At 62.0% G+C, this 21,571-nt stretch carries 19 protein-coding genes; 7 read left to right on the top strand and 12 right to left on the bottom strand.

All coding sequences use genetic code 11. The features are described 5' to 3' along the window. Positions 1–2: 2 nt before the first annotated feature. The 4 genes from rsxC to ACYQ1P_RS03820 all read right to left on the bottom strand — a co-directional run bounded on the left by rsxC (position 3) and on the right by ACYQ1P_RS03820 (position 8,412). Positions 3–1,364, bottom strand: a complete 1,362-nt coding sequence (rsxC, locus tag ACYQ1P_RS03835; protein WP_460019049.1) for an electron transport complex subunit RsxC — start codon at positions 1,362–1,364, stop codon at positions 3–5. Positions 1,365–1,373: 9 nt separating this feature from the next. Then, complete coding sequence (locus ACYQ1P_RS03830) at positions 1,374–6,311, bottom strand: 2-oxoacid:acceptor oxidoreductase family protein (protein WP_460019048.1); 4,938 nt, start codon at positions 6,309–6,311, stop codon at positions 1,374–1,376. A gap of 11 nt (positions 6,312–6,322) precedes the next feature. After that, on the bottom strand, positions 6,323–7,228 hold the full coding sequence (locus ACYQ1P_RS03825) for an RnfABCDGE type electron transport complex subunit B (RefSeq protein ID WP_460019047.1): 906 nt from the start codon (positions 7,226–7,228) through the stop codon (positions 6,323–6,325). Positions 7,229–7,617: 389 nt separating this feature from the next. Then, entirely contained in the window at positions 7,618–8,412 is a 795-nt protein-coding gene (locus ACYQ1P_RS03820; protein ID WP_460019046.1) for an alpha/beta hydrolase, read from the bottom strand. A 293-nt stretch (positions 8,413–8,705) separates the two neighbouring features. Between ACYQ1P_RS03820 and ACYQ1P_RS03815 the strand changes: the two genes are divergently transcribed. The 7 genes from ACYQ1P_RS03815 to ACYQ1P_RS03785 all read left to right on the top strand — a co-directional run bounded on the left by ACYQ1P_RS03815 (position 8,706) and on the right by ACYQ1P_RS03785 (position 15,258). Continuing rightward, the gene (locus ACYQ1P_RS03815) at positions 8,706–10,037 is read left to right on the top strand and encodes a B12-binding domain-containing radical SAM protein (protein ID WP_460019045.1); all 1,332 of its coding nucleotides are present in this window, start codon (positions 8,706–8,708) and stop codon (positions 10,035–10,037) included. Between the two features lie 140 nt (positions 10,038–10,177). Then, complete coding sequence (locus tag ACYQ1P_RS03810; protein WP_460019044.1) at positions 10,178–10,951, top strand: class I SAM-dependent methyltransferase; 774 nt, start codon at positions 10,178–10,180, stop codon at positions 10,949–10,951. A 161-nt stretch (positions 10,952–11,112) separates the two neighbouring features. Next, the gene (gene phnC, locus ACYQ1P_RS03805) at positions 11,113–11,982 is read left to right on the top strand and encodes a phosphonate ABC transporter ATP-binding protein (protein ID WP_460019043.1); all 870 of its coding nucleotides are present in this window, start codon (positions 11,113–11,115) and stop codon (positions 11,980–11,982) included. Positions 11,983–12,046: 64 nt separating this feature from the next. Continuing rightward, positions 12,047–13,057, top strand: a complete 1,011-nt coding sequence (phnD, locus tag ACYQ1P_RS03800) for a phosphonate ABC transporter substrate-binding protein (protein WP_460019042.1) — start codon at positions 12,047–12,049, stop codon at positions 13,055–13,057. A 70-nt stretch (positions 13,058–13,127) separates the two neighbouring features. After that, the gene (gene phnE, locus ACYQ1P_RS03795; RefSeq protein ID WP_460019041.1) at positions 13,128–13,937 is read left to right on the top strand and encodes a phosphonate ABC transporter, permease protein PhnE; all 810 of its coding nucleotides are present in this window, start codon (positions 13,128–13,130) and stop codon (positions 13,935–13,937) included. A gap of 5 nt (positions 13,938–13,942) precedes the next feature. After that, positions 13,943–14,560: a DapH/DapD/GlmU-related protein gene (locus ACYQ1P_RS03790; protein WP_460019040.1), complete on the top strand. Its 618-nt coding sequence runs from the start codon at positions 13,943–13,945 to the stop codon at positions 14,558–14,560. Continuing rightward, positions 14,560–15,258: a DUF1045 domain-containing protein gene (locus tag ACYQ1P_RS03785; protein WP_460019039.1), complete on the top strand. Its 699-nt coding sequence runs from the start codon at positions 14,560–14,562 to the stop codon at positions 15,256–15,258. Before ACYQ1P_RS03790 ends, ACYQ1P_RS03785 begins: the two co-directional genes overlap by 1 nt. On the opposite strand, the gene phnN is transcribed toward ACYQ1P_RS03785, so the two are convergent. The 8 genes from phnN to phnG are packed head-to-tail and all read right to left on the bottom strand — an operon-like array spanning position 15,233 to position 21,475. Further along, positions 15,233–15,790: a phosphonate metabolism protein/1,5-bisphosphokinase (PRPP-forming) PhnN gene (gene phnN / locus ACYQ1P_RS03780; protein WP_460019038.1), complete on the bottom strand. Its 558-nt coding sequence runs from the start codon at positions 15,788–15,790 to the stop codon at positions 15,233–15,235. The genes ACYQ1P_RS03785 and phnN overlap by 26 nt on opposite strands. Before the next feature lies 1 nt (position 15,791). After that, entirely contained in the window at positions 15,792–16,934 is a 1,143-nt protein-coding gene (locus tag ACYQ1P_RS03775) for an alpha-D-ribose 1-methylphosphonate 5-triphosphate diphosphatase (protein WP_460019037.1), read from the bottom strand. Beyond that, positions 16,927–17,631 carry a phosphonate C-P lyase system protein PhnL gene (gene phnL / locus ACYQ1P_RS03770; RefSeq protein WP_460019036.1) on the bottom strand — a complete coding sequence of 235 codons (705 nt, stop codon included), beginning with the start codon at positions 17,629–17,631 and terminating at the stop codon, positions 16,927–16,929. The genes ACYQ1P_RS03775 and phnL overlap by 8 nt, the downstream gene beginning before the upstream one ends. 10 nt (positions 17,632–17,641) lie before the next feature. Next, the gene (gene phnK, locus ACYQ1P_RS03765) at positions 17,642–18,421 is read right to left on the bottom strand and encodes a phosphonate C-P lyase system protein PhnK (protein ID WP_460019035.1); all 780 of its coding nucleotides are present in this window, start codon (positions 18,419–18,421) and stop codon (positions 17,642–17,644) included. Then, entirely contained in the window at positions 18,418–19,308 is an 891-nt protein-coding gene (locus ACYQ1P_RS03760) for an alpha-D-ribose 1-methylphosphonate 5-phosphate C-P-lyase PhnJ (RefSeq protein WP_460019034.1), read from the bottom strand. Before ACYQ1P_RS03760 ends, phnK begins: the two co-directional genes overlap by 4 nt. Positions 19,309–19,312: 4 nt before the next feature. Next, on the bottom strand, positions 19,313–20,404 hold the full coding sequence (locus tag ACYQ1P_RS03755) for a carbon-phosphorus lyase complex subunit (RefSeq protein WP_460019033.1): 1,092 nt from the start codon (positions 20,402–20,404) through the stop codon (positions 19,313–19,315). Between the two features lies 1 nt (position 20,405). Beyond that, positions 20,406–21,008, bottom strand: coding sequence for a phosphonate C-P lyase system protein PhnH (gene phnH, locus ACYQ1P_RS03750; protein ID WP_460019032.1), 603 nt, complete (start codon positions 21,006–21,008; stop codon positions 20,406–20,408). After that, positions 21,005–21,475: a phosphonate C-P lyase system protein PhnG gene (phnG, locus tag ACYQ1P_RS03745; RefSeq protein WP_460019031.1), complete on the bottom strand. Its 471-nt coding sequence runs from the start codon at positions 21,473–21,475 to the stop codon at positions 21,005–21,007. Before phnG ends, phnH begins: the two co-directional genes overlap by 4 nt. Between the last annotated feature and the right edge of the window lie 96 nt (positions 21,476–21,571).

Below are 21,571 nucleotides of genomic sequence, written 5' to 3'. Positions count from 1 at the left end.
GGCTATGCGGCCCTTTGGAAATTGACCGCTTTGGCCACCCGGAAATACTGCACCAAAGGAATGTGTGAAGGACAGACATAAGAACAGCAACCACATTCGAAGCAGCTGGTGAGATTATACTTCTCAGCCATCTCTTCGTATCGGTGTTTGGCGGCCAGTTGACCGAGCAGGGACGGATTGAGGAACATGGGGCAGGCGTTGACGCATCGGGCGCACCGGATACAGGGCCATTTCTGGCCGACGTGGGCGTCCACCGCCGGTTCGCTGAGGACCAGAATGCCGGACACGCCCTTGGTCACCGGGGTGTCCAGATCGGAAACGGCCAGCCCCATCATCGGCCCGCCCAGGATGACTTTCGCCACGTCGCCTTCGTAGCCGACCTGTTGCAGGATGAAGCGCAGGGGCGTGCCGATGGGCACCCGATAGTTTCCTGGTCGTTGCACGCCGATCCCGACCACGGTCATGACCCGCTCGACCATGCCTTCGCCGCGCGGCAACAGATAGCCGACCTGGGCCAGGGTTCCCACATTACTGACGATGACGCCGACGCTGCGGGGCAACTGGCCCGGCTGGACGGTGCGTCCAAGCAGGGACTTGATCAGGATCTTTTCCGCGCCCTGAGGATATTTGGTTTCCACGACCTGCACCCGAATGGGTGGCTCGCCGGGCGGCGCTTCGCCCGCCAGGCACCGTTCGAGGGCCGCGACGGCGGACGGCTTGTTGGATTCGATGCCGATGATCGCCTGTTTCACATCGGTGGCCCGCATGACATGGCGGATGCCGCGCAGGAGGTCTTCGGTCTGCTCCACCATGACACGGTGGTCGGCGGTCAGAAAAGGCTCGCATTCGGCCCCGTTGACGATGAGGGTATCCAATTCGTGCTCGTCTCCGGGGGGCGAGGTGTATTTGACATGGGTCGGAAAGGCGGCCCCGCCCAGGCCGACCAGACCGGTGTTCTGTATAGCCGAAATCAGCTCTCGGCGGCTCAGGCGGTCCAGCGGCTGGGGGGTGGCATAGAGCACCTCCTGCGAGGCCCCGCCCTGGACATCGATAATGATGGCGTTGGTGATCGTGCCCCGGGCCGACGGCATCGGCTCGATCCCCCGGACCGTGCCCGTGGCCGGGGCATGCATGGGGACCGAAACGAAACCGCCCGACTTGGCGATGGGTTCGCCGCGCACCACCTCCTGGCCCTTGCTCACCAACGGCACGGCAGGCACGCCGATGAACTGATCGAGATGCACGACCAGACGCGGCGGAAAGGCCAGCCGACGGATGGGAATGGCTGACGTGATGTCCTTCTGTGTCGGCGGATGAATCCCGTGGCCGAACCTTTTTTTTCCGAACCTGGAAAGGATGTTCATGGGTTCGCCCTACTGATATTTGTCCGCTCGTTTCATAAGTTTTTCGATATCCTTTTCGCCCATGTCCCAGGGTGTTCCCGGATGAATGCATCCGGCAGTGCATTTTTCGGCCGACTTGACGATGTCCCTGAACAAGGCGCCTTGCGGATTGGTGACGATGGCCTGTTTGTCCTCGTTGTATTGGAACACACCGGGCGCGATGACAATACATTCGTCGCAGGCGGTGCATTCCGGAGTCTCCACCCAGACCGGATTGTAGTCCGCCGCCGGGGCGGTGCCGCCATTGCCCGGCCCGGTCGCCACCGTGGGGCTGCCGCCGTTGCTTTTTGCCAGGCCGCCGAGCAAGTCCCCGGCTTTTCCCGCTGCCGAAAGACCGAGCAGCGCCGAGGTGAGGTTCTGGGCCATTTCCATTTTGGTGTTCTGAACCACTGCGGCCACGTCCACCGCATCCATCAGTCCGGCGATCCCCTTGAGTTGGTGCCAGAACCCACGGCGCTCTTCGGCCGAGCTGACGATTTCCTGCGAGCAGAGGATTCGCACCAGCCGGTTTTTCTTGTTCACCCCCCAGATGAAGGGGTACTTGCCCTCGCGATCGTCGTCGTCGAGATCCAGGAACTCATGGAAGGGAACCATGTCGTCGTTCCATGTTTCCGGCGGGGCCTGGGTGAAGTGCTTGCCGAAGCGCCCCTCGGTGGCGGCGAAATCGGCAAAGGTCAGCGGGGTGATCAGCTTGTCTTCCTTGCCGTCCTCATGCACGAACTTGATGCTGTATTCGGGCCAGTCGGCCTCTATCGACGGGTTGCCCTCCAGGTCCAGACATTCGGCGAAGGTTTCACCGGCATCGGGATTGTACTTGAGCAGCGGATAGGCGCGGGATTCCACGGCCAACTTCGATTGCTTATCCGCCGTATCGTCGCCGATGCCATGTTCCGGCGGGCATACGGCATAGATATTGAACAGCGCCGGGTTGCGGCAGTTCAGTCCGTCAATGAAGCCTTCCAGCAAATGAGTGACATTGCTCAGGGAGCCTTGCAGCACGTAGCTGTTGCGATGGGCCAGACCGATCAGGGAGATTTCCTTGCGCGGTTCCTCCTTGCCCTTCCAGGCCGAGCCATAGGGGCTCATGTCGGCGACCTGCGAGATGAAACCGGAGGTGCAGGCCTGACCGCCGGTGTTGGAATAGACCTGGGTGTCGAGCACCAGGACCTTGATCGGCATGCCCGAGGCCATGGCCCGGGACAGGTTCTGGAAGCCGATGTCGTACATCGCCCCGTCGCCGCCGACCGAGACCACTGGCGGACACAACAGCCATTCCTCGTCGGAAAAGTTCTTCCAGCCGAAATGCTCATATTGCGGATCGTGTTCGGCCTTGTTGTAGGTGCCGTTCAGCACCAGCTTGGCCAGATGGATGGCCTTGAAGCCCTCGGCCATTTTCGCCATGTGGCCCTCGAACAGACCCATGGCGATGGACGGGCTGTCCTGGAACAGATGACTGGTCCAGGGGAACGGATAGGGATTGAAGGGATAGGTAGAGCCCCATACCGAGGTGCAGCCGGTGGCATTGACAAAGCCCAGGTCGGCACGACCCCGGTTGGTGGGGCCGGACTCGTAGCGCCACTTCAGATCGCGCAGGGTGTCCAGCAGCTTGGTCAGTCCACGGATGGACTCCCGGTTGAGCACCGTGGCCTCCCGGTCGCTGTCCAGCTTGCCAGACAGGTCGGCCAGGGTCAGGTCCCGATCGGCATCCTCCGACAGGATGCCGGCGATGGCCCCGACGTCGGAGAGGTCCAGGCCTTCGGAGAGGGTCATCCGGATATGCGTTTCCAACTCCTTGATCAACTGGCTCAACTCTTCCAGATGCTTCTGGATGCGCGGCTGCATCAGCGCCGTGACGGTCCCGGTGAACAGGTGAATGATGGATTTCTCGCCGCAGCCCAGGCAGGCCCCGTCGCCGCAGACCATGGAATTGTAACTGGCCTTGTCGAGCAACAGAGTCTGCAAGGCGCCGACCTTTTCATTCAAATCGTCGATGCGGCTGAATTGCGGGCTGGTGGTCGGCAGTTGCAGCCAGAAGTCCCACTCGTCGCGCATCCGCTGGATCGCCGGGGTGTCTTGCGGCACCTCCACCAGCGCGCCATCATCGCAAACCTCGATGCACAGCATGCAGCCCTTGCAGGTATAGGGATTGACGGTGATCGAGAACAAACCGCCGGAGCCCTTGGATTTCTTTTCCTTGGTGGTCCAGTACGGCTTGGTGACGGCGAACCTGAAATCGCCCAGCGCCTGCCGGAAGGCGGTGACTTCGGCTTCCAGCTTGCTCCGCGCCGCGCCTTCGAGATCCGAGGCCTGGAGAGCCTCATCCATGACCTGATCCAGGAGCGCCCGCACGTTGGCCTGTTCACCGGCCGCGTCGAGCAGTGGTCGGAGCGCCTTTTCGAAGGCCCGGGTTTCGCGGCGCAGGTATTCGGTCGCCCCCAGCTTGCGTTCGGCGATCAGGATGGCGGAATGGAAAATCTCCTGAACGGAATTGACCAAACCTGGGCAGGCCGAATCCGGACAGACCGTGTAGCACTCGCCACAGGCGGTACAGTTCTCGGCCAGGAAGTCGGGATAGGAGAAGCGGATTTGCGTCATGTCCCGGAACACGCCGGTCGAGGCCGGAATGAGGGACAGGGCCTGGAACGGGTCGGCGAGCACGTTGTCGCCCTTGCCGGTGGCATAGAAATGGCCAATCTGCTCCCAGAAACGATGGATGTCGGATGATCCGCCCCCGGCCTCAGGCAGCGACTTCAACATGATCGGCAGCTTGTTCTTCTGCTTGCCGAGATCCCGTGAACCGTCGCCGATGGGCTTGTTGGTGATTTCCCTGATTTCGTCAAAGCCCCGGCGGACAACGCGGATGTTGTCCTCCACGATGCGGCGGCCCTTGGCCCCGAATTTTTCGAGCAATTGATCGGTAATGGCGGCAAACAGCTTTTGCTCATTCAGCCCGGCCCGCTCGATCAGCGGCGAGGCGGCGAAAAACGCCCCCTGGAAGGCGTTGCCCTGCATGCGCAACTGCAAGTCCGCCGACGAGGCCTCCTCCCGGGCGATTTTGAAACCATCAATAAAGAACACCCGAATGTTGTTCTCGACCATGTAGGTTTGCGCGGCGCGGGGGAAACTGTCCCACAGGGCGTCCGGGTCATCGAGCGACGACTGGATGATCAGCACGCCGTCCTTTTTCAGGCCGTAAATCGGATTGGAATGGCTGAACACGTTGGGGTCCGGCGAGAGCACCACATCCACGTAATGGTACTCGCAATTCAACGGAATGGGTTCCGGCGCGGCCGACATGTAATAGGTGGTCGGCTGGCCCTTCTTTTCCGAGCCGTATTTCGGATTGGCCTTGATGTGATAGCCCAGCAACTCGAACAGGGTCATGGCCAGGTTCTTGCCGGTGGTGATGGCCCCCCAGCCGCCAACCGAGTGCATGCGGACGGTGATCGCCCCCTTCGGCAGCAGGTCCGGGTTTTCGGAGCCGTGCAACGCCAGACGTTCCACATCGGGATAATGGTCCCGCAGTTTCTGTTGGTGGATCTCCTGTTTCGGCGTGGTGGCGACGGCGGGCACGAAATCAATGCCCAGATAGAACAGCTTCCGCGCCGTCCCGTTGGGCAGCATGTTCTCGATGGCGGCGATCAGGCCTTCCGGTTGCAGATCCCGACTGCCCAGGCCATAAACCCCGGAATAGAGCGGCGGCAGGTCCTTGAACGATCCATAGGTGGCATAGTCCGGGTAGGGCTTGTCCCCCGAGGTGGTCCGGCCGTTCTCGACGCTTTTCAGGATCGCGGCACGGATTTCACGAATCAGCGGCAGGTCTTCGGCCAGCGGCTGATCGGTGCGTTCCAAAACCGTGACGCCCTTTTTGCCCTTCAGGGTCTGGCTGATCAGGTCGCCCGGGAACGGGCGGTACATGGTCACGTCGAGCACCCCGACATTCAGATGACGGGTCTCATGAAGGTAGTCGGCAATGGCCCGGGCCTGCGGGATCATCGAGCCCATGCCGACAATCACATAATCCGCCTTGTCCATCCGGTAGGTGCTGATGCGGCGATACTGGCGACCGGTCAGATCCTCGAATTCGGCCATGACCTGATCGGCGATGTCGCGGATATGATCGAAGAAATAAGGCCTCTGGGCGGCCACGGTCTGCATGAAGGAATCCTGGTTCTGCACGGCACCCGAGACCATCGGATTGTCCACATCCCAAATGGCCGGCACCCGGCGGCGGCGCTCGCCGAAAATCATTTTCTGCGCCGGGGTCGGGCAGTCGATCATGTCGTCCGGTCGGCCCAGGAACTCGGCGATCAATTCGCGCTCAGGGACCATCACCGGCTCGATCAGGTGGGTGGTCAGGAATCCGTCCTGTGCCACCGCCGCCGGAGTCAGAGACAATTCGGCGATCTTGCGTCCGATCAAATTGAGGTCGGCGGCGCCTTGGGCATCGCAGGCAAAGACCTGGAAGAAACCGGTGTCGTCGATGCAGTGATAATCGTCATGGCCGCAATGCACGTTGAGCGAGGCCTTGGTGATGGCGCGGCAGCCGATGTTGAGCACATAGGGCAGACGCTTGCCCACCGCAGCATACAGGGACTCATGCATGAACGCGATGCCCTGGGCCGAGGAGAAATTGGTGGCCCGCAGGCCGGACATGGACATCCCGGCGGTCACCGCGGCGGCGGCATGTTCGGATTCCGGTTCGATGAAGACCAGGGATTTGTTGGAGATGTTGACATGCCCCTTGGCCGTCTCCTCGGCCCAGAATTCTCCCATTTGGGTCGAAGGCGTGATGGGATACGCCCCCGCAGCATCGGAGGCCTCCCGTTCGCACATGATGACAGCCGAATTTCCATCCAACGCCATGCGGGTGCCGGGATACTTCGGGCGGTTGTCAGACTTTCCCATAAAAATCATCGTCACATCCTTACGGTTTGATAGGCTTGCCGGGCGGGGAGGGATTCGGTACGGAAAATGGGTTTGGCGGCCTTGCCCTTGCGTACGCCGGACTTCGGGTCCAGCCAGACAATGGCCCCGGTCGGGCAGCGCTCAATGACGTCGGGCGATGCCAGTTCGTTGAGGGCGTAATTGACCACCGCCAGATTGTTGCGAATTTCGATCAGACCCTCGGGCGCGTCCTTGGCGCAGCGCTCACAGGCGGTGCAGGCCACTTCGCAGTCGGCCTCTGCGGAATCCCCATGCAGCAGGTTAGCGCAGGCCACCCACAGCCGGTGGCTGACCGGATGCAGGGAAAACAGGTGCTTGGGACAAACCTCGACGCAGTCATTGCAGGCGCAGCACAGGTCCGCCTTGACGCCCGGAAGTCCGTTGCGGTTCAGGCTGATGGCTCCGAAATCGCAGGCCACGACGCAGTCGCCCAGTCCCAGGCAGCCCCATCCGCAGGCCTTCGGTCCCCCGGCCACCTGCGCGGCGGCCCGGCAGCTTCCCATACCCACGTAGTAGGCGCGTAGGCGGGCGACATGCTTGCCCCCGGCGCAGGCCAGATAGGCCAGACGCTTTTCGGCTTCTCCCGCATCAACCCCGAGATAAGCGGCGATTTCCTCGGTCGCCTCCCGAGACGATACCGTGCAGGCCGAGGGGGTGATCTTGCCCTCGATCAGGGCCTCGGCGAAGGGATGGCAGCCCGCCAGTCCACAGGCCCCGCAATTGGAGGCGGGCAGCAGCGATTCGACCTCATGAATGCGCGGGTCCTCGTAAACCCAGAGCAGTTTGTTGGCGAAGGCCAGCACGCTCGCCAGAAGCACGCCCAGCACCGCCATGAATGCTGCGGCATTGCCAATGAGTGAATAGTCAGCCAATTCCATCGAACCACGATCCTTAGAGTCGGGCACCAGAACCCGGCGGATTAGCGGGAATGCACCATGACCCCCATGTCGAACCATGCCAGGGTTCCGCCGCACCCGACCGCAGCGGTGCGCCACGCCGGTCTCGGATCGCAGGCCCCAGCCATCGGGAAAGCCATCAGAATGTCAAAAATCGCAAGCGCCACAGAGGAGGGCGCCGGTTTGGGCACGTTCAGTCGCAGGGTCCCAATTGGCGTAGTCAATCCGACCTCCCAAGCCGATTAACCACCTATTTTTTAAGGAGTAAATAATAATCCAATTCATGTTATTTTACAAGCGCACCGACGGAATTGAATTCCCGTCGCAGGCGTGAAAGTTATCCACATTCCGGAACAGGGCGGGAGGGCCGGTCAGGCCTTTGCGGGCAGCACCCGGTCAAGCCAGTCCAGGATGTGGCGGGCGACGGTTTCCCACTCCGGGTCCAGCATCATGGCGTGGGGCATGCCGGGGAAGATCACCTCTTCGGTCTCGAACGCCCGGGCCGTTTCGCGCACCGCCTGTGGGGTTACGAAAGCATCCTTCTCCGCCCCCAGCACCAGAACCGGCACGTCCTTGCGCGGTCGCGAGGGGGGCAGGTCGAACGCCAGCATATCCAGCATGGCCATGGGGGACTCGCGTCGGGGCTTGAAGAAATGGCTTTGGATGTAGTCGCTCGGCGTGTCCGTTCGAAACAGGGCACGTTGGCAGATCTGCATCATCTGGGGGCCGAAAAAGGCCGCCATCGACAACTCGGTGGCCAGGAAGGGATTGCTCGCCACCATCGACATGAGACTCGGGATCATCCCGTGCGGCGGGCCGGAGCCAAGCAGCACGGCGGCCGGAACCTTGTGATTGTGCAAATGGTGCTGGACCAGCATGCCGCCCATGGAGGTGCCGATGAGGATCGGGGCGGGGTCGATCTCCGCCGCCACATGGGCCACGTCGGCGACATAATCGGCCAGCCGGGTATAGGGAATCTGCTCCACGCCTTCGCTGGTTCCGTGTCCGCGCAGGCTCATGGCGTGGGTGGTGTAGCCGTGTTCCGCGAAAAACGGTTGGAAATAGGGCTCCCAGATCCGGGCGCTGGAGTACAGGCCGTGGACCAACAGGATCGGGGTGTCCCGACTCGGCGAACGGCCCGGAGTGGTGATGACTTCAAGCTGCATCCCATTGTTCCCATCGAAAATACGACCGCGACCCGCATAAGCTCATTGTCCAACGGCCCATTCAACTTTACCGCCAAGCGCGCTGAAAATGTAGCGCCAGTTCGTTTATACGCTCATTTTGCCGTCGGGGGGACGATCCTTTTCAATGACGTTGTTCCGGGAGAGGTGCTTCCACAGGGTCCAAAAGCGGCTTAACATGCGCGCGCAACGAGCCAAGCCCTCCGGGAAGGTCAGCCTGAAACGTCACGGGCGACCGGGCGGGCCGCGGCGACACGGTAAGAAAAGCGGGTGAAATGAAGATTGCTTTCGTGGTGCCCAATCTGTTTCAGTCCCGCGCCTATGACGCCATAGAACCGTTGGTTTTCTCCATTCTCGCCGCCCGGACGCCGGAGGATATGGAGACCGTGTTCTGGGACGAGCGCAAGGAGGTCATTCCGCTCGATCCGTCGGTCTCCTTGCTGGCGGTCACGGTGGAAACCCATACCGCGCGGCGGGCCTACCAGATTGCCGACCAGTATCGGGCGCTCGGGGCGACCGTGGTTTTCGGCGGGCATCACCCCACCTTCATGCCCGAGGAAGCCTTGCAGCATTGCGATGCGGTGGTGCTCGGGGACGCCGAGGGGGCCTGGGAGGACCTGCTGGCGGATTTTCGGGCCGGGACGCTCAAATCCACCTATCGCAGAAAGGAGGTCGGCGAACTGGCCGGTCTCCGGATGGACCGCAGCCTGTATCGGGGCAAGGGCTACGTCCCGGCCAGCGTCGTCCAGTACGGACGCGGCTGCAAGTTCACCTGCGAGTTCTGCTCCATCCGCGCCTTTTATGGCTCCTGCCTGCGTCAGCGTCCGGTCCGCGAGGTGGTCGCCGAAATCGAGGCGCTCAAACACCGGCACGTTTTTTTCGTCGATGACAATATCTTCGTTGATCGCGACAAGGCCAAGGAGCTGCTCAACGCCCTGGTGCCGCTCAAGGTCACCTGGTCGTGCCAGATTTCCATCGACATCGCCCAGGACCCCGAACTGGTTCGCCTGTTGGAGAAAAGCGGCTGCAACGGGGCGCTGGTCGGTTTCGAGTCGCTCAATCCGATCAACCTGAAACAGATGAAAAAGGGTTGGGGGCTGAAGCGGCAGGACTACGAGACCTCCATTCGAATCCTGCAAGACGCCGGGGTGATGATCTATGGATCGTTCGTCTTCGGCTACGACGCCGACACCCCCGACAGCTTCGAGGAAACGGTTGAATTCGCCATCCGCAACCGGTTTTTCCTCGGCAGTTTCGCTGCCCTGATGCCGACACCGGGCACCCAACTCTATGACCGTCTCCGCGACGAAAAACGGCTGCTGCACGACAAATGGTGGCTCGACCCGAATTTCCGCTACGGCGACGCGGCGTTCGAGCCGCGCGGCATGACCGCCGACCAGTTGACCGAGGGATGCCACTGGGCCAGAACCCAGTTCAACAGTTTGAGCTCCATCAACCGTCGATTCTGGGACCGCCGCACCAACCTGAAGAACCTGCATCGGGCGGCCTTCTTTCTCGGGGCCAATCTGGTGTTTCGCCGCGAGGCGCGGGTCAAGCACGGCAAGCCGCTGGGCAGTGTCGCCCCCCTGGTCCAAGGAAAGGGATGAGCCGCGTCAGGCGTCGGGGAAAGCGCGGCATCCGGATCGGATCGTTTTCGCTGGTGGGACATGGCCGTCTCAGTTAAAACAAGTATCAACTGGAAAATTTCGAAATTAACCAGTCATCATGCGCTTACGGGGGAAGTTAGATGAACTATGCTCACGACCGCGAACCCAATCTCGATTTTCAACAACGGGAACAGGCCCGGAGTGACGCCTTTTCACCCATTTGGCAGGACACCCTGCAAGACGTCTTCGCCGACGTCGCCCCCTACTATGACGTGGCCAGCGATTTCGCCAGTTTCGGCATGTGCAGCCGCTGGCGCAAAACCTTCATCAAATGGATTGAGGTTCAACCGGGCCATCAGGTTCTTGATGTTTGCGCCGGAACCAACGGGGTCGGGATCGCCCTGTTGAAGCGCCAGCCCGACCTGCGGGTCAGCGCCATGGATCGCAGCGCCGAGATGCAGAGCGTGGGACAGCAGCGGGCGCGGGCCAGGGGATTCGAGATCGAGTCCCATATCGGCGATGTGCATGAACTGCCGTTTGCCGATAACAGCTTCGACGTGATTACCCTGCAATTCGCCTCTCGACATCTCAAGATGATTGAACTGGCCTCGGAGATCCGCCGCGTCCTGCGTCCTGGCGGGTCGTTCTATCACAGCGACATGCTGCGCCCGGAAAATCCCGTGGTGGCCAAGCTGTATGGAGCCTATCTGAAGGCCTGCCTGTCGGGCACCGCGCTGGCTTTCCGCAGCGGGTCGGCCGCCTGGAGTTGCCGGGACTATTTCGTGCGCGCCATCGAAATGTTCTATTCCGAAGCGGAACTGACCCAGTTGCTCAAGGGGGTCGGCTTTTCTGAGGTGACCTCGCAAAGGGCACCGGGCGGAATCCTCGCCAGCCACCGGGCGATCAAACGGTGACCGCCTGCCGTCGTGGCGTCGTCCAGGTTATGGACGACTCCCGGCAAAGGTCCATGTTTTCCCCGAACCTTCAGAAAACCGTCATTTATCTCACATCTTCCTGACAGCTTTTCCTTCTAGACAATGCACAAGTCCTGCGTTGCTCAAGGAAGGAGCCTGCTTTGGTCGCGGTCACAGTTCGCAATCTGCACAAGACGTTCGGGAAGCAAAAAAAGGCATTAAAGAATGTCAGCCTGACCCTGGACAAGGGTGAGATGGTGGCCCTGATCGGGGCATCCGGTTCCGGCAAATCGACACTGATCCGGCACATTGCCGGGCTGGTGCCGGGCGACCGAGATTCCGGAATGATCGAGGTTTTTTGCTGCCCGGTGCAGGACAATGGCCGGATTTCCCGCGGCGTGCGCAAGCATCGCAGCGAAATCGGCGTGGTGTTTCAGCAGTTCAATCTGGTCGGACGGTTGTCCGTGCTGACCAATGTGCTGATGGGAGTGCTCGGCCGGGCGCCGGTCTGGCGCACCTGGTTCGGCATTTTCACCCAGGCCGAACGTCAGGCCGCCATGGCCGCCCTGGCGCGGGTCGGCATCGCCGATCATGCGACGCAGCGGGCCTCCAACCTTTCGGGCGGTCAGCAGCAGCGGGCCGCCATCGCGCGCACCATCGTGCAGGGGGCACGGCTGATTCTGGCCGATGAGCCCATTGCCTCGTTGGACCCGGCGTCGTCGCGCAAGGTCATGAACAACTTGGCCCGGGTCAATCAGGACGACGGCGTGACCGTCCTGGTCTCCCTGCATCAGGTGGACTACGCCATCAAATACTGCCCCCGCACCATCGCCATGCGTGACGGGGAAATTATCTTCGACGGACCAAGCGAGATGCTGACGCCGGAGTTCCTCCAGGAACTCTACGGGTCCGACGGCGCGGCCCTGACCGGGTCGAAAAAGAAGGTTCGCAAGCTGACTTCGGCCAAGTCGAAGCCGGGTCACCCGGGCGCGTTCGAGGGGGAAACCGCCCTGGCTTTCGGGGCCGGATAAGCAAACATCGGCCCGCAATTTTACCCCGTTCCTATCGAGAAAACCTCACACGGAGAACAAAGACATGGTTCGCAAAATGTTTTCGGCTGCCCTCGTCGCGGCAACCGCCCTGGCCACCACGGCCGCCCTGGCTGATTACAAGCCGCTGGATGGTGACCCCAAAGAAATCAATTTCGGCATCATCTCCACCGAGTCCACCGTCAATCTGAAGGAACAGTGGATTCCGTTGATGGAAGACATGGAAAAAGCCCTGGGCATGAAGGTCAATCCCTTCTTCGCGCCGGATTACGCGGGCATCATCGAAGGCATGCGCTTCGGCAAGGTGCATGTGGCCTGGTTCGGCAACAAGTCGGGCATGGAAGCGGTTGACCGCGCCGGGGGCGAAGTCTTCGTGCAGACCTCCAAGGCCGATGGCACGCAGGGCTATTATTCCCACATCATCACCAACGTGGCCAACAAGGACATCAACGAACTCAAGGACCTGTTCAAGTGCGACAAGTCCCTGAACTTCGGGATCGGCGATCCGAACTCCACTTCCGGGTTCCTGGTGCCGTCCTACTACGTGTTCGCCAAGAACGGCATCGACCCCAAGAAATGCTTCAAGACCGTGCGTAACGCCAACCACGAAACCAACCTGATGGCCACCGCCAACATGCAGGTGGATGCCGCGGCCAACAATTCCGAGCAGATCGGCCGTTCCCAGATCAAGGCCCCGGACGCCGCCGCCAAGATCAAGGTCATCTGGACCTCGCCGCTGATCCCGTCCGACCCGATGGTCTATCGCAAGGACATGTCCAAGGAACTGAAGTCCAAGATCAAGGCCTTCTTCCTCGGCTACGGCCGCCTCGGCGACACCGAACGCGCCAAGCAGGTTCTGGCCCACATCAGCGACGGTCAGGGCTTCTTCATGGAGAGCAACAACACCCAGCTCTATCCGATCCGTCAGCTCGCCCTGTTCAAGGACAAGCTGAAGATCGAAGGCAGTGAAGGCGCCTCCGAGGCTGAGAAGAAAGAAAAGATCTCGGCCATCGACAAGCAATTGGCCGACCTGGATATCCTGGTCGCCCATCAATAACCAACCCGACAAGAAGCGAGGCATCGGATTCCTTCCGGTGCCTCGTTGCTTGATGCAAGGACTCCAGCCCATGAGCAGCGCCGCATCCCAAGAGACGTTCCACGAACAGGTTCCGCCACGCGACCTGAAACGCTCGCTGATCAACCTTCTCGGTTGGGCCACCCTGCTCGCCCTGTTGAGTCTGTCCTGGGAGGGCGCGGACATGCGTCCCATGGCCCTGGTCAACGACGCGGCCAACATGGCCACCTTCGCCGGCGGGTTCTTTCCGCCCGATTTCACTGAATGGAAAATGTATGTCCGGGAAATCTGGATCACCATTCAGATCGCCATCTGGGGCACGGTGCTGGCTATCATCTGTTCCATTCCCTTCGGGATCCTGTCGTCCGACAATATCGTGCCCTGGTGGGTCAGCCAGCCGACCCGCCGCCTGATGGATGCCGCCCGCGCCATCAATGAAATGGTGTTCGCCATGCTGTTCGTGGTGGCTGTCGGCCTGGGGCCGTTCGCCGGGGTGCTGGCCCTGTGGGTCCATACCACGGGCATTCTGGCCAAGCTGTTTTCCGAAGCCGTGGAATCCATCGACCCGCGCCCGGTCGAGGGCATTCGCGCCACCGGAGCCAATGCCCTGCACGAGGTGATCTTCGGGGTCATCCCGCAAGTCATGCCGTTGTGGATTTCCTATTCCCTCTATCGCTTCGAATCCAATGTCCGCTCGGCCACGGTGCTGGGGATCGTCGGGGCCGGTGGTATCGGCATGCTGTTGTGGGAATATATCCGGGGTTTCTACTATGCTGAAACGGCGGCGGTGATGATCCTCATCATCATCTCGGTCAGTCTGCTCGACCTGCTGTCCCAGCGGCTGCGCAAAATGGTGACCTGACGCCGATGAAACAGTTGAGCATTGAGCCGACCATCGACCCCAGCGCGTCGGTCCGCGATTGCCGTCTGGGGGCCTGGACCGAGGTCGGGGCGCGGACCCAAATCGCCGAAACGGCGATGGACGACTATTCCTACGTGGTCAACGACAGCGATATCATCTACGCCCATATCGGCAAGTTCGTGAACATCGCCTCCCATGTGCGGATCAATCCCGGACAGCACCCCCTGTCGCGGGCCAGCCTGCACCATTTCCAGTACCGCAGCGCCGCCTATGACCTGGGCGAGGACGATGCTGCCTTCTTCGATTGGCGACGGTCCTCACCGGTGATCATCGGTCATGACTGCTGGATCGGCCATGGGGCCATCGTCATGGGCGGCGTGACCATCGGCACCGGCGCGGTGATCGGTTCGGGCGCAGTGGTAACCCATGACGTGCCCAATTTCGGAATCGTGGTTGGGGTCCCTGCGGCCCCGTTAAAGGAACGCTTTCCGAAGCCCCTTCAAGAGGCCCTGCTGCGCATCGCCTGGTGGGACTGGTCACACGCGCAAATAAAGGACAGAATGGACGACTTCCGGACCCTGTCGACGGAAGCCTTCTGTGAGAAATATGACCCGGCTGTGTGATGACCGACTACATACGATATGCCCTTTATTTCGCCCCCGAGGCCGACAGCGCCCTCGGACGATTCGGGAATAGCTGGCTCGGCTTTGATCCGGCCAGCGGTGAGGATTTGGCCCGACCCGATCTGCCTGGATTGGATACCGAAGAACTGCAAAAAATCACCGTGGCCCCGGCCCGTTATGGTTTTCACGGCACCCTCAAGCCGCCGTTCGTACTCCAGGTCGGGACGACGGTCGAGGATCTGGAGGCGGCCATCCAACAATTGGCGGCAACCCTCGGCCCATTCGAGATCCCGGCATTGAAAATCATCGCCCTCGGGTCTTTCATCGCCCTGGTGCCCGACCCGGAGCCCTTGGCCCTGACCGCGCTCGCCGCTTCCTGTGTGAAGGAATTGGACCCGTTGCGCGCCCCGCTCAGTGCCGCCGCCCTGGAACGCCGCCGGATGGCCGGACTGACCCCGCGTCAGGATGCCTTTTTGCGCCGCTGGGGATATCCCTATGTGCTGGAAGAATTCCGCTTTCACCTGACCCTGACCGGGCCGTTGCCGGTGGATCAACGCGCCCCGCTGCAAGAGCGGCTCGAAGCGGCAACGCAGACCTTCGCCCGGACGCCCTATCTGGTGCGGGATATCTGCCTGTTCGGCGATCCGGGGAACGGCGCGCGGTTTCGATTGCTCAAACGTTTTCCGTTCCAGGGGTGAGCAGCGCCAGGAACGCGCCGAGACTCTGTTCCAGCGGGCGGCCATTGTCGATCTCGAAGATATGGGACCCTTCCAGGCGGTAGGCGGCGGCCTGATCCAGCCGCCGTTCGATGTCCGCTTCCGTCTCTCGGCCCCGGGCGCGCAGCCGTTCGGCCAGCACCTCCCGCGCGGCGGTGACATGGGCCACCAGAGTCGCGGGAAACCGAGACCGGGCGGCGTCGATGACCCCGCGCGACACGTTGACCACCACCGTCTTTCCCCGGTCCAGACTGGCGACCACAGTGCGTGGGACGCCGTAGGACAGGCCATGGGCATGCCATGCCAGGAAAAAGGCTCCGGTCGCCTGCATGTGCTGGAATTCGGCCTCCGAAACGGCGATGTGATCTTCCCCTCCGGCATCCTGGGGGCGGGTGATGATCCGCCGTGGAAATTCCATATCCGGGTGGTTGGCCAGTCGGATACGGGCGGCGGCAAGAAGCGTGTCCTTGCCCGCACCGCTGGGGCCGACCACCAAAATCAGACGCCCGGCCACCCTAAGCAATCCGCCGTCCCTGGGACCAGGCAGCACGGACAACGGGATGATGGAGAGAGTGGTGCACATGCACCAGATCGGCCCGCTTGCCGATGGCGATTTCGCCGCGATCGGTCAAGCCGACGCTTTCCGCCGGATGGCGGGTAATCATGGCGATGGCCTGGGGCAAGGTGATCGCTTCCATGTCGTCGAACAGCAGCATGGCGCCGTGTAACAGGGAATGGGGCACATAGTCGCTGGAAATCACGTCCAGAATGCCCGCTGCGGCCAAATCGCGGGCCGAGACGTTGCCCGAGTGGGAGCCGCCGCGCACGATGTTGGGGCCGCCCATCAGCACATGCAACCCGGCCTGATGGGCCGCCCGGGCCGCTTCGACGGTGGTCGGGAATTCGGCCACGGTCATGCCGTCGGCCACCGCCTCGGCCACATGGTCCGGAGTGGCGTCGTCGTGGCTGGCCAGGGCGAGACCGTGTTGACGCGCCGCCGCGACCACATGACGGCGGTGTCTCTCGCCATAGGTTTGCTGATCCCGGCGACGGTCGGCAATGAAGATTTCCATATCAGAATCCGACATGCCGTATTTGCCTTGGTAATAGATGTAATAGGCCTCCAGCTTGGCAAACTGCCGCTGGCCCGGGGTATGGTCCATGACCGACAACATGCGCACCCGGGGGTTCCCGACATTGCCATCCAGGGCTTCCGGCAGTTCAGGATAGCTGACCTCGCAGCGCAAATGCAGGAAATGTTCGGCCCGCAGCAGGCCATCGTCGGCGGCGTCGCCGATCCCTTTGATCATGTCGCCCAGCTTGCGGATGCGGGTGCTGCCCTGGTTCACATCGCCCAGCGCCAGGGCATCGAACACCGTGGTGATGCCGGACACCGCCACCTGACTGTCATGGGCGATAACCGCAGCGAAGGTCGGCCAGTCGGTCTTGGGACGCGGCGTCATGTGCTTTTCGAGATTGTCCGTATGCAGTTCGATGAACCCAGGCATCAAATAGTCGCCCTCCAGGTCCAGCGCGCCGGGGAGCCGGGACGGGGTCTCGGATATGTCGCGGATGAGGCCGTTGGTGACGACCAGACTGCCCGTGATTACGCGGTCGGCGAGAACCATTCGGGCGTTGGTGAAAATCTGTTCAGGCATCGGGGGAGACTCGGTAAGGGGTGATATCGAACGCGCGGTTGCAGATGGCATCGCGAACCGCCTCGTCGTGGAAAATGCCGAGGATGGCCGATCCCCGGGCCTTGGCCTCTTCAATCAGGTCGAGCACCGTGGCCCGGTTTCCGGCGTCCAGCGAGGCGGTGGGCTCGTCGAGCAGCAGCACCGGATATTGGGCGATGAAGCCGCGCGCGATATTGACCCTTTGCTGCTCGCCGCCGGAAAAGGTCAGCGGCGAGAGTTGCCACAGGGTTTCGGGGATATGCAGCCGCGAGAGGATGTCCCGCGCCCGGTCGCGGGCCTCGTCCACCGGCACCCCCATGGGTTTCAGCGGTTCGGCTACGATGTCGAGGGTGGAAACCCGGGGGATGACGCGCAGGAACTGGCTGACATAGCCCATGGTCCGCCGCCGCACGTCGAGGACCTGATGCGGCGTGGCCGAGACCATGTCGATCCATTGGTCGTCATGGCGCACGTGAATATGGCCCCGCTGACAGACGTAATTGGCATAGACCATGCGCATGAAGGTGCTTTTTCCGGCCCCCGAGGCGCCGGTCAGGGCAACGCAATCCCCGGCCTCCAGGGTCAGGTCGATATTCCGAAACACCGGAATGACCAGACCGCCCTGCACATGCAAGGTGAAATCCTTGCCGACCTTTTCGGCGCGCAACATCTCCGTCATCGGGCGGCTCCTAGACCTGTAAAATAGAGGAAACGAGAAGCTGGGTATAGGGATGCTGCGGGTCGTCCAGCACCTGATCGGTGAGGCCGCTTTCGACAACTTCACCATTCTGCATCACCATCAGCCGGTGCGACAGCAGTCGGGTGACGGCCAGATCATGGGTCACCACGATGGCCGACAGCCCCAGATCGGCGACCAGTCCGCGCAACAGATCGAGCAGCCGGGCCTGCACCGACACATCGAGCCCGCCGGTCGGTTCGTCCATGAAGATCAAGCGCGGGCCGGTGACCAGATTGCGGGCAATCTGCAACCGCTGCTGCATGCCGCCGGAAAAGGTGGTGGGCAGGTCGTCGATGCGCTCGGCGTCGATTTCCACATGGCCCAGCCAGGTTTGGGCCGAGGCGCGGATCTCACCGTAATGACGTCCGCCGACCCCCATCAACCGCTCGCCAATGTTGCCTCCGGCGCTGACCGACATACGCAGCCCGTCGCGCGGATTCTGGTGCACAAAGGCCCAGTCGGTGCGCATCAGGAAGCGTCGCTCCGGCTCGCTCATGGTGAACAGGTCGCGGCAGCCGTGGTGACGGGTGCGATAGAGCACGCGGCCCGAATGGGGCGGTACTTGCCCGGCCACGGCGTTCATCAGGGTCGATTTCCCGGACCCGGATTCGCCGACGATGCCCAGCACCTCGCCGGGAAACAGATCGAAACTGATATTCCGGCAGCCAATCCGGTCGCCATACATCACGGTCAGGTCGGTCACATCAAGCAGGCGGTCATCGGTCATCATTGGGCGGCCTCGGTCAGGGGATGCAGGGTGTCCGGGGACAGGTGTCCGCGATGCCCCTCATCGCGGCGGGTCTGGCAGAAGTGGCTGTCCGAACAGACGAACATGCGGCCGCCTTGATCGTCCAGAATGACCTCGTCGAGGAAGCTGTCGGTGGCCCCGCACAGGGCGCAGGGTTCGTCCCACTGCTGAATCTCGAACGGATAATCGTCGAAATCCAGGCTATGCACCGGGGTATGGGGCGGAATGGCGTAGATGCGCTTTTCCCGCCCGGCACCGAACAATTGCAGGGCCGCCATGCGGTGCATTTTCGGATTGTCGAACTTGGGGATCGGTGAGGGGTCCATCACGTAGCGCCCGGCCACCTGTACCGGATAGGCATAGGTGGTGGCGATCTCACCGTGGCGGGAGATGTCTTCGTAGAGCTTCACATGCATCAACCCGTATTCTTCCAGGGCGTGCATCTTGCGGGTCTCGGTTTCGCGCGGTTCGAGGAAGCGCAGTGGTTCAGGGATCGGCACCTGATAGACCAGAATCTGGTGCGCCTTCAGCGGCGCTTCCGGGATGCGGTGGCGGGTCTGGATGAGGGTCGCTTCCTCGGTCGCCTCGGTGGTTTTGACCCCGGCGGTCTTGGCGAAGAAACTGCGGATGCTGACGGCGTTGGTGGTGTCGTCGGAGCCCTGGTCGATGACCTTGAGCACATCGTCGGGGCCGATCACCGCCGCCGTGACCTGAATACCGCCGGTGCCCCAGCCGTAGGGCATAGGCATTTCCCGGCTGGCGAAGGGGACCTGATAGCCGGGCACCGCCACCGCCTTGAGGATGGCGCGACGGATCATGCGCTTGGTCTGTTCGTCCAGGTAGGCGAAATTGTAACTCTGAGGGGTCATGGTCTCACTCCGCCGCGTTCTGGGAAGGGACAAAACCGCGCCGCAGACGGCGAACCAGTTCCAGTTCCGACTGGAAGTCCACGTAATGGGGCAGCTTGATATGTTCGACGAAGCCGGTGGCCTGGATGTTGTCGCTATGGGACAGCACGAATTCCTCGTCCTGCGCCGGGGCGACTTGATCTTCGCCCAACTCACGCGCCCTTAAGGCCCGATCCACCAGCGCCATGGCGATGGTCTTGCGCTCGTTATGACCCAGGGTCAGGCCGTAGCCGCGGGTGAATTGCGGCGGCACTTTCTTGGAGCCCTTGAACTGATTCACGGTCTCGCATTCGGTGACCTGGATATCACCGATTTCGATGGCGAAGCCCAGTTCCTCGGGCACCAGTTCCACCGCCACATGGCCGACCCGCACCTCGCCGACAAAGGCATGGTTGCGGGCATAACCGCGCTGGGTGGAATAGCCCAGGGCGAGCAGAAATCCCTCGTCGCCACGGGCCAGGTTTTGCAGCCGCAGATCGCGGTCGGCGGGGAATTCCAATGGCTCGCGGGTCAGGTCGCCGACCGGTGCGTCGGGATCTTCGGCGGTGGCGCTTTCGATTAGTCCCTCGCTGTTAAGCAGATCCAGCACCCGGGGCAAACGGTCTTCCAGCGGGGTCTCGGACTGGAGCGCCTCGTCCGGCGCGTGACCCTCGGCGGCGAGGGCGAAATCGAGCAGCCGGTGGGTATAATCGAAGGTCGGGCCGAGCACCTGTCCGCCCGGCAGATCCTTGAAGGTGGCCGACACCCGACGATCCACGGCCATGGCCTGGGTGTCCAAGGGAACTGTATAACCGAACCGGGGCAGGGTGGTCCGGTAGGCGCGGATCAGGAAGATCGCTTCGATCAGATCGCCCTGCGCCTGCTTGATGGCCAGCGCCGCCAACTCTCGGTCATAGAGCGAACCTTCGGCCATCACCCGGCTCACCGCATGGCTCAATTGCTCGGCAATCTGGGTCAGCGACAATTCGGGAACCTCCCGATCGCCCCGCCGTTCCTCGGCCAAATAGCGGTGGGCATTTTGGATGGCCCGCTCGCCCCCCTTGACGGCAACATACATGTCAGATCTCCAGTGCGCTGCTGCGCGGCACGGCGGCCAGATGAGTGTCGGTGGTGAACAGCCAGTCCAGACCACAAGGGAACAGGGCATGATTGGCGGCGACCCGCGTCCACAGGCCGTCGGGCGTCGGCAGCACCTGCAACCGGTGGCGGATTTCGATCCCCGGGCCGGTGAAGGTCGGGCCGTCGTCCTCGGCCAGGGTTTCGGCTTGCAGGATCACCGTCGCCGAACGGTCGGGATAATCCGATGTGCCCAGCGGCAGGGCGTCGAGGGCGCTCAGGTCGTCATTGGGAGTCAACACGGCGAACGTCGCCCGTGACGGCGTGTCGATCATCGGACAGCCCACATGAAAGCGCAGATAGGCGCGCGCTTCCGCCGTATCACAGCCCGGGGCCAGCCATACCGGCGTGTCGTGATCGGCCAGGGTCAGCAGGACCGCCACCGTCCCCGGACGCAACCCGGCGGGGGCGTCCAGATCCAACGGCAGACGGCGCAGCGTGGCCGGACGCGACAGGGCATCCAGGATCACCCGGAAGCAGGCAGTGGCACCAAACACCGGCGAGTCAAAACCAGCGGCAATGGGCGTTTCCGTCATCACGTTCATTCGTCCTCTCCGCGTACCAGAGTGAAGAAATCGACCTTGGTCGCGGCGGCTTTTTTCGACCGCGTGTCACGGGCGTCGAGATATTGGCTTTCCAGGGCAGCGATCATGTCGCGGGTCAATTGGTCCTGCCGTTGAGGGTCCTGCAACAGGGCGTCGAAGGCGGCGGCCAACTCGGCCTGACGGGCATCCCGTCCGGCCACATAGGCATGACCGACGGTGCCGTTGTCGAGCCGAACGGTGCAGCGGGTGACCGACATTTCGCCCAGATTGAACGGTTGGCCCTGGCCGCCAGGGCGACAGCGAACCATCACCAACCCATTTTCCGGCCGCCGTAAAAAGCTGTAGGAAACGCCATCGCCATGGGTTTTCCAGTAACCTTCCAGTTGGGCTCCACTGGCCCGGGCCAGCACCCCCATCCAGCGCTGGCGCGGGGTTTTGCCGTCGCCTTGAGCGGTCGTCTGCAACACCACTACCTCCAATCAGGACAAATGCCATATTTGTCTAGACATCTATATCATTCCATCGTTATAGTGGGTTTCCTTGATGGGGCACAATGTCTTTAT

It is taken from the genome of Magnetospira thiophila, assembly GCF_054657015.1.
The sequence above is the reverse complement of the archived record's forward strand: the minus strand, read 5'-3'. Positions and strand labels throughout refer to the sequence as shown.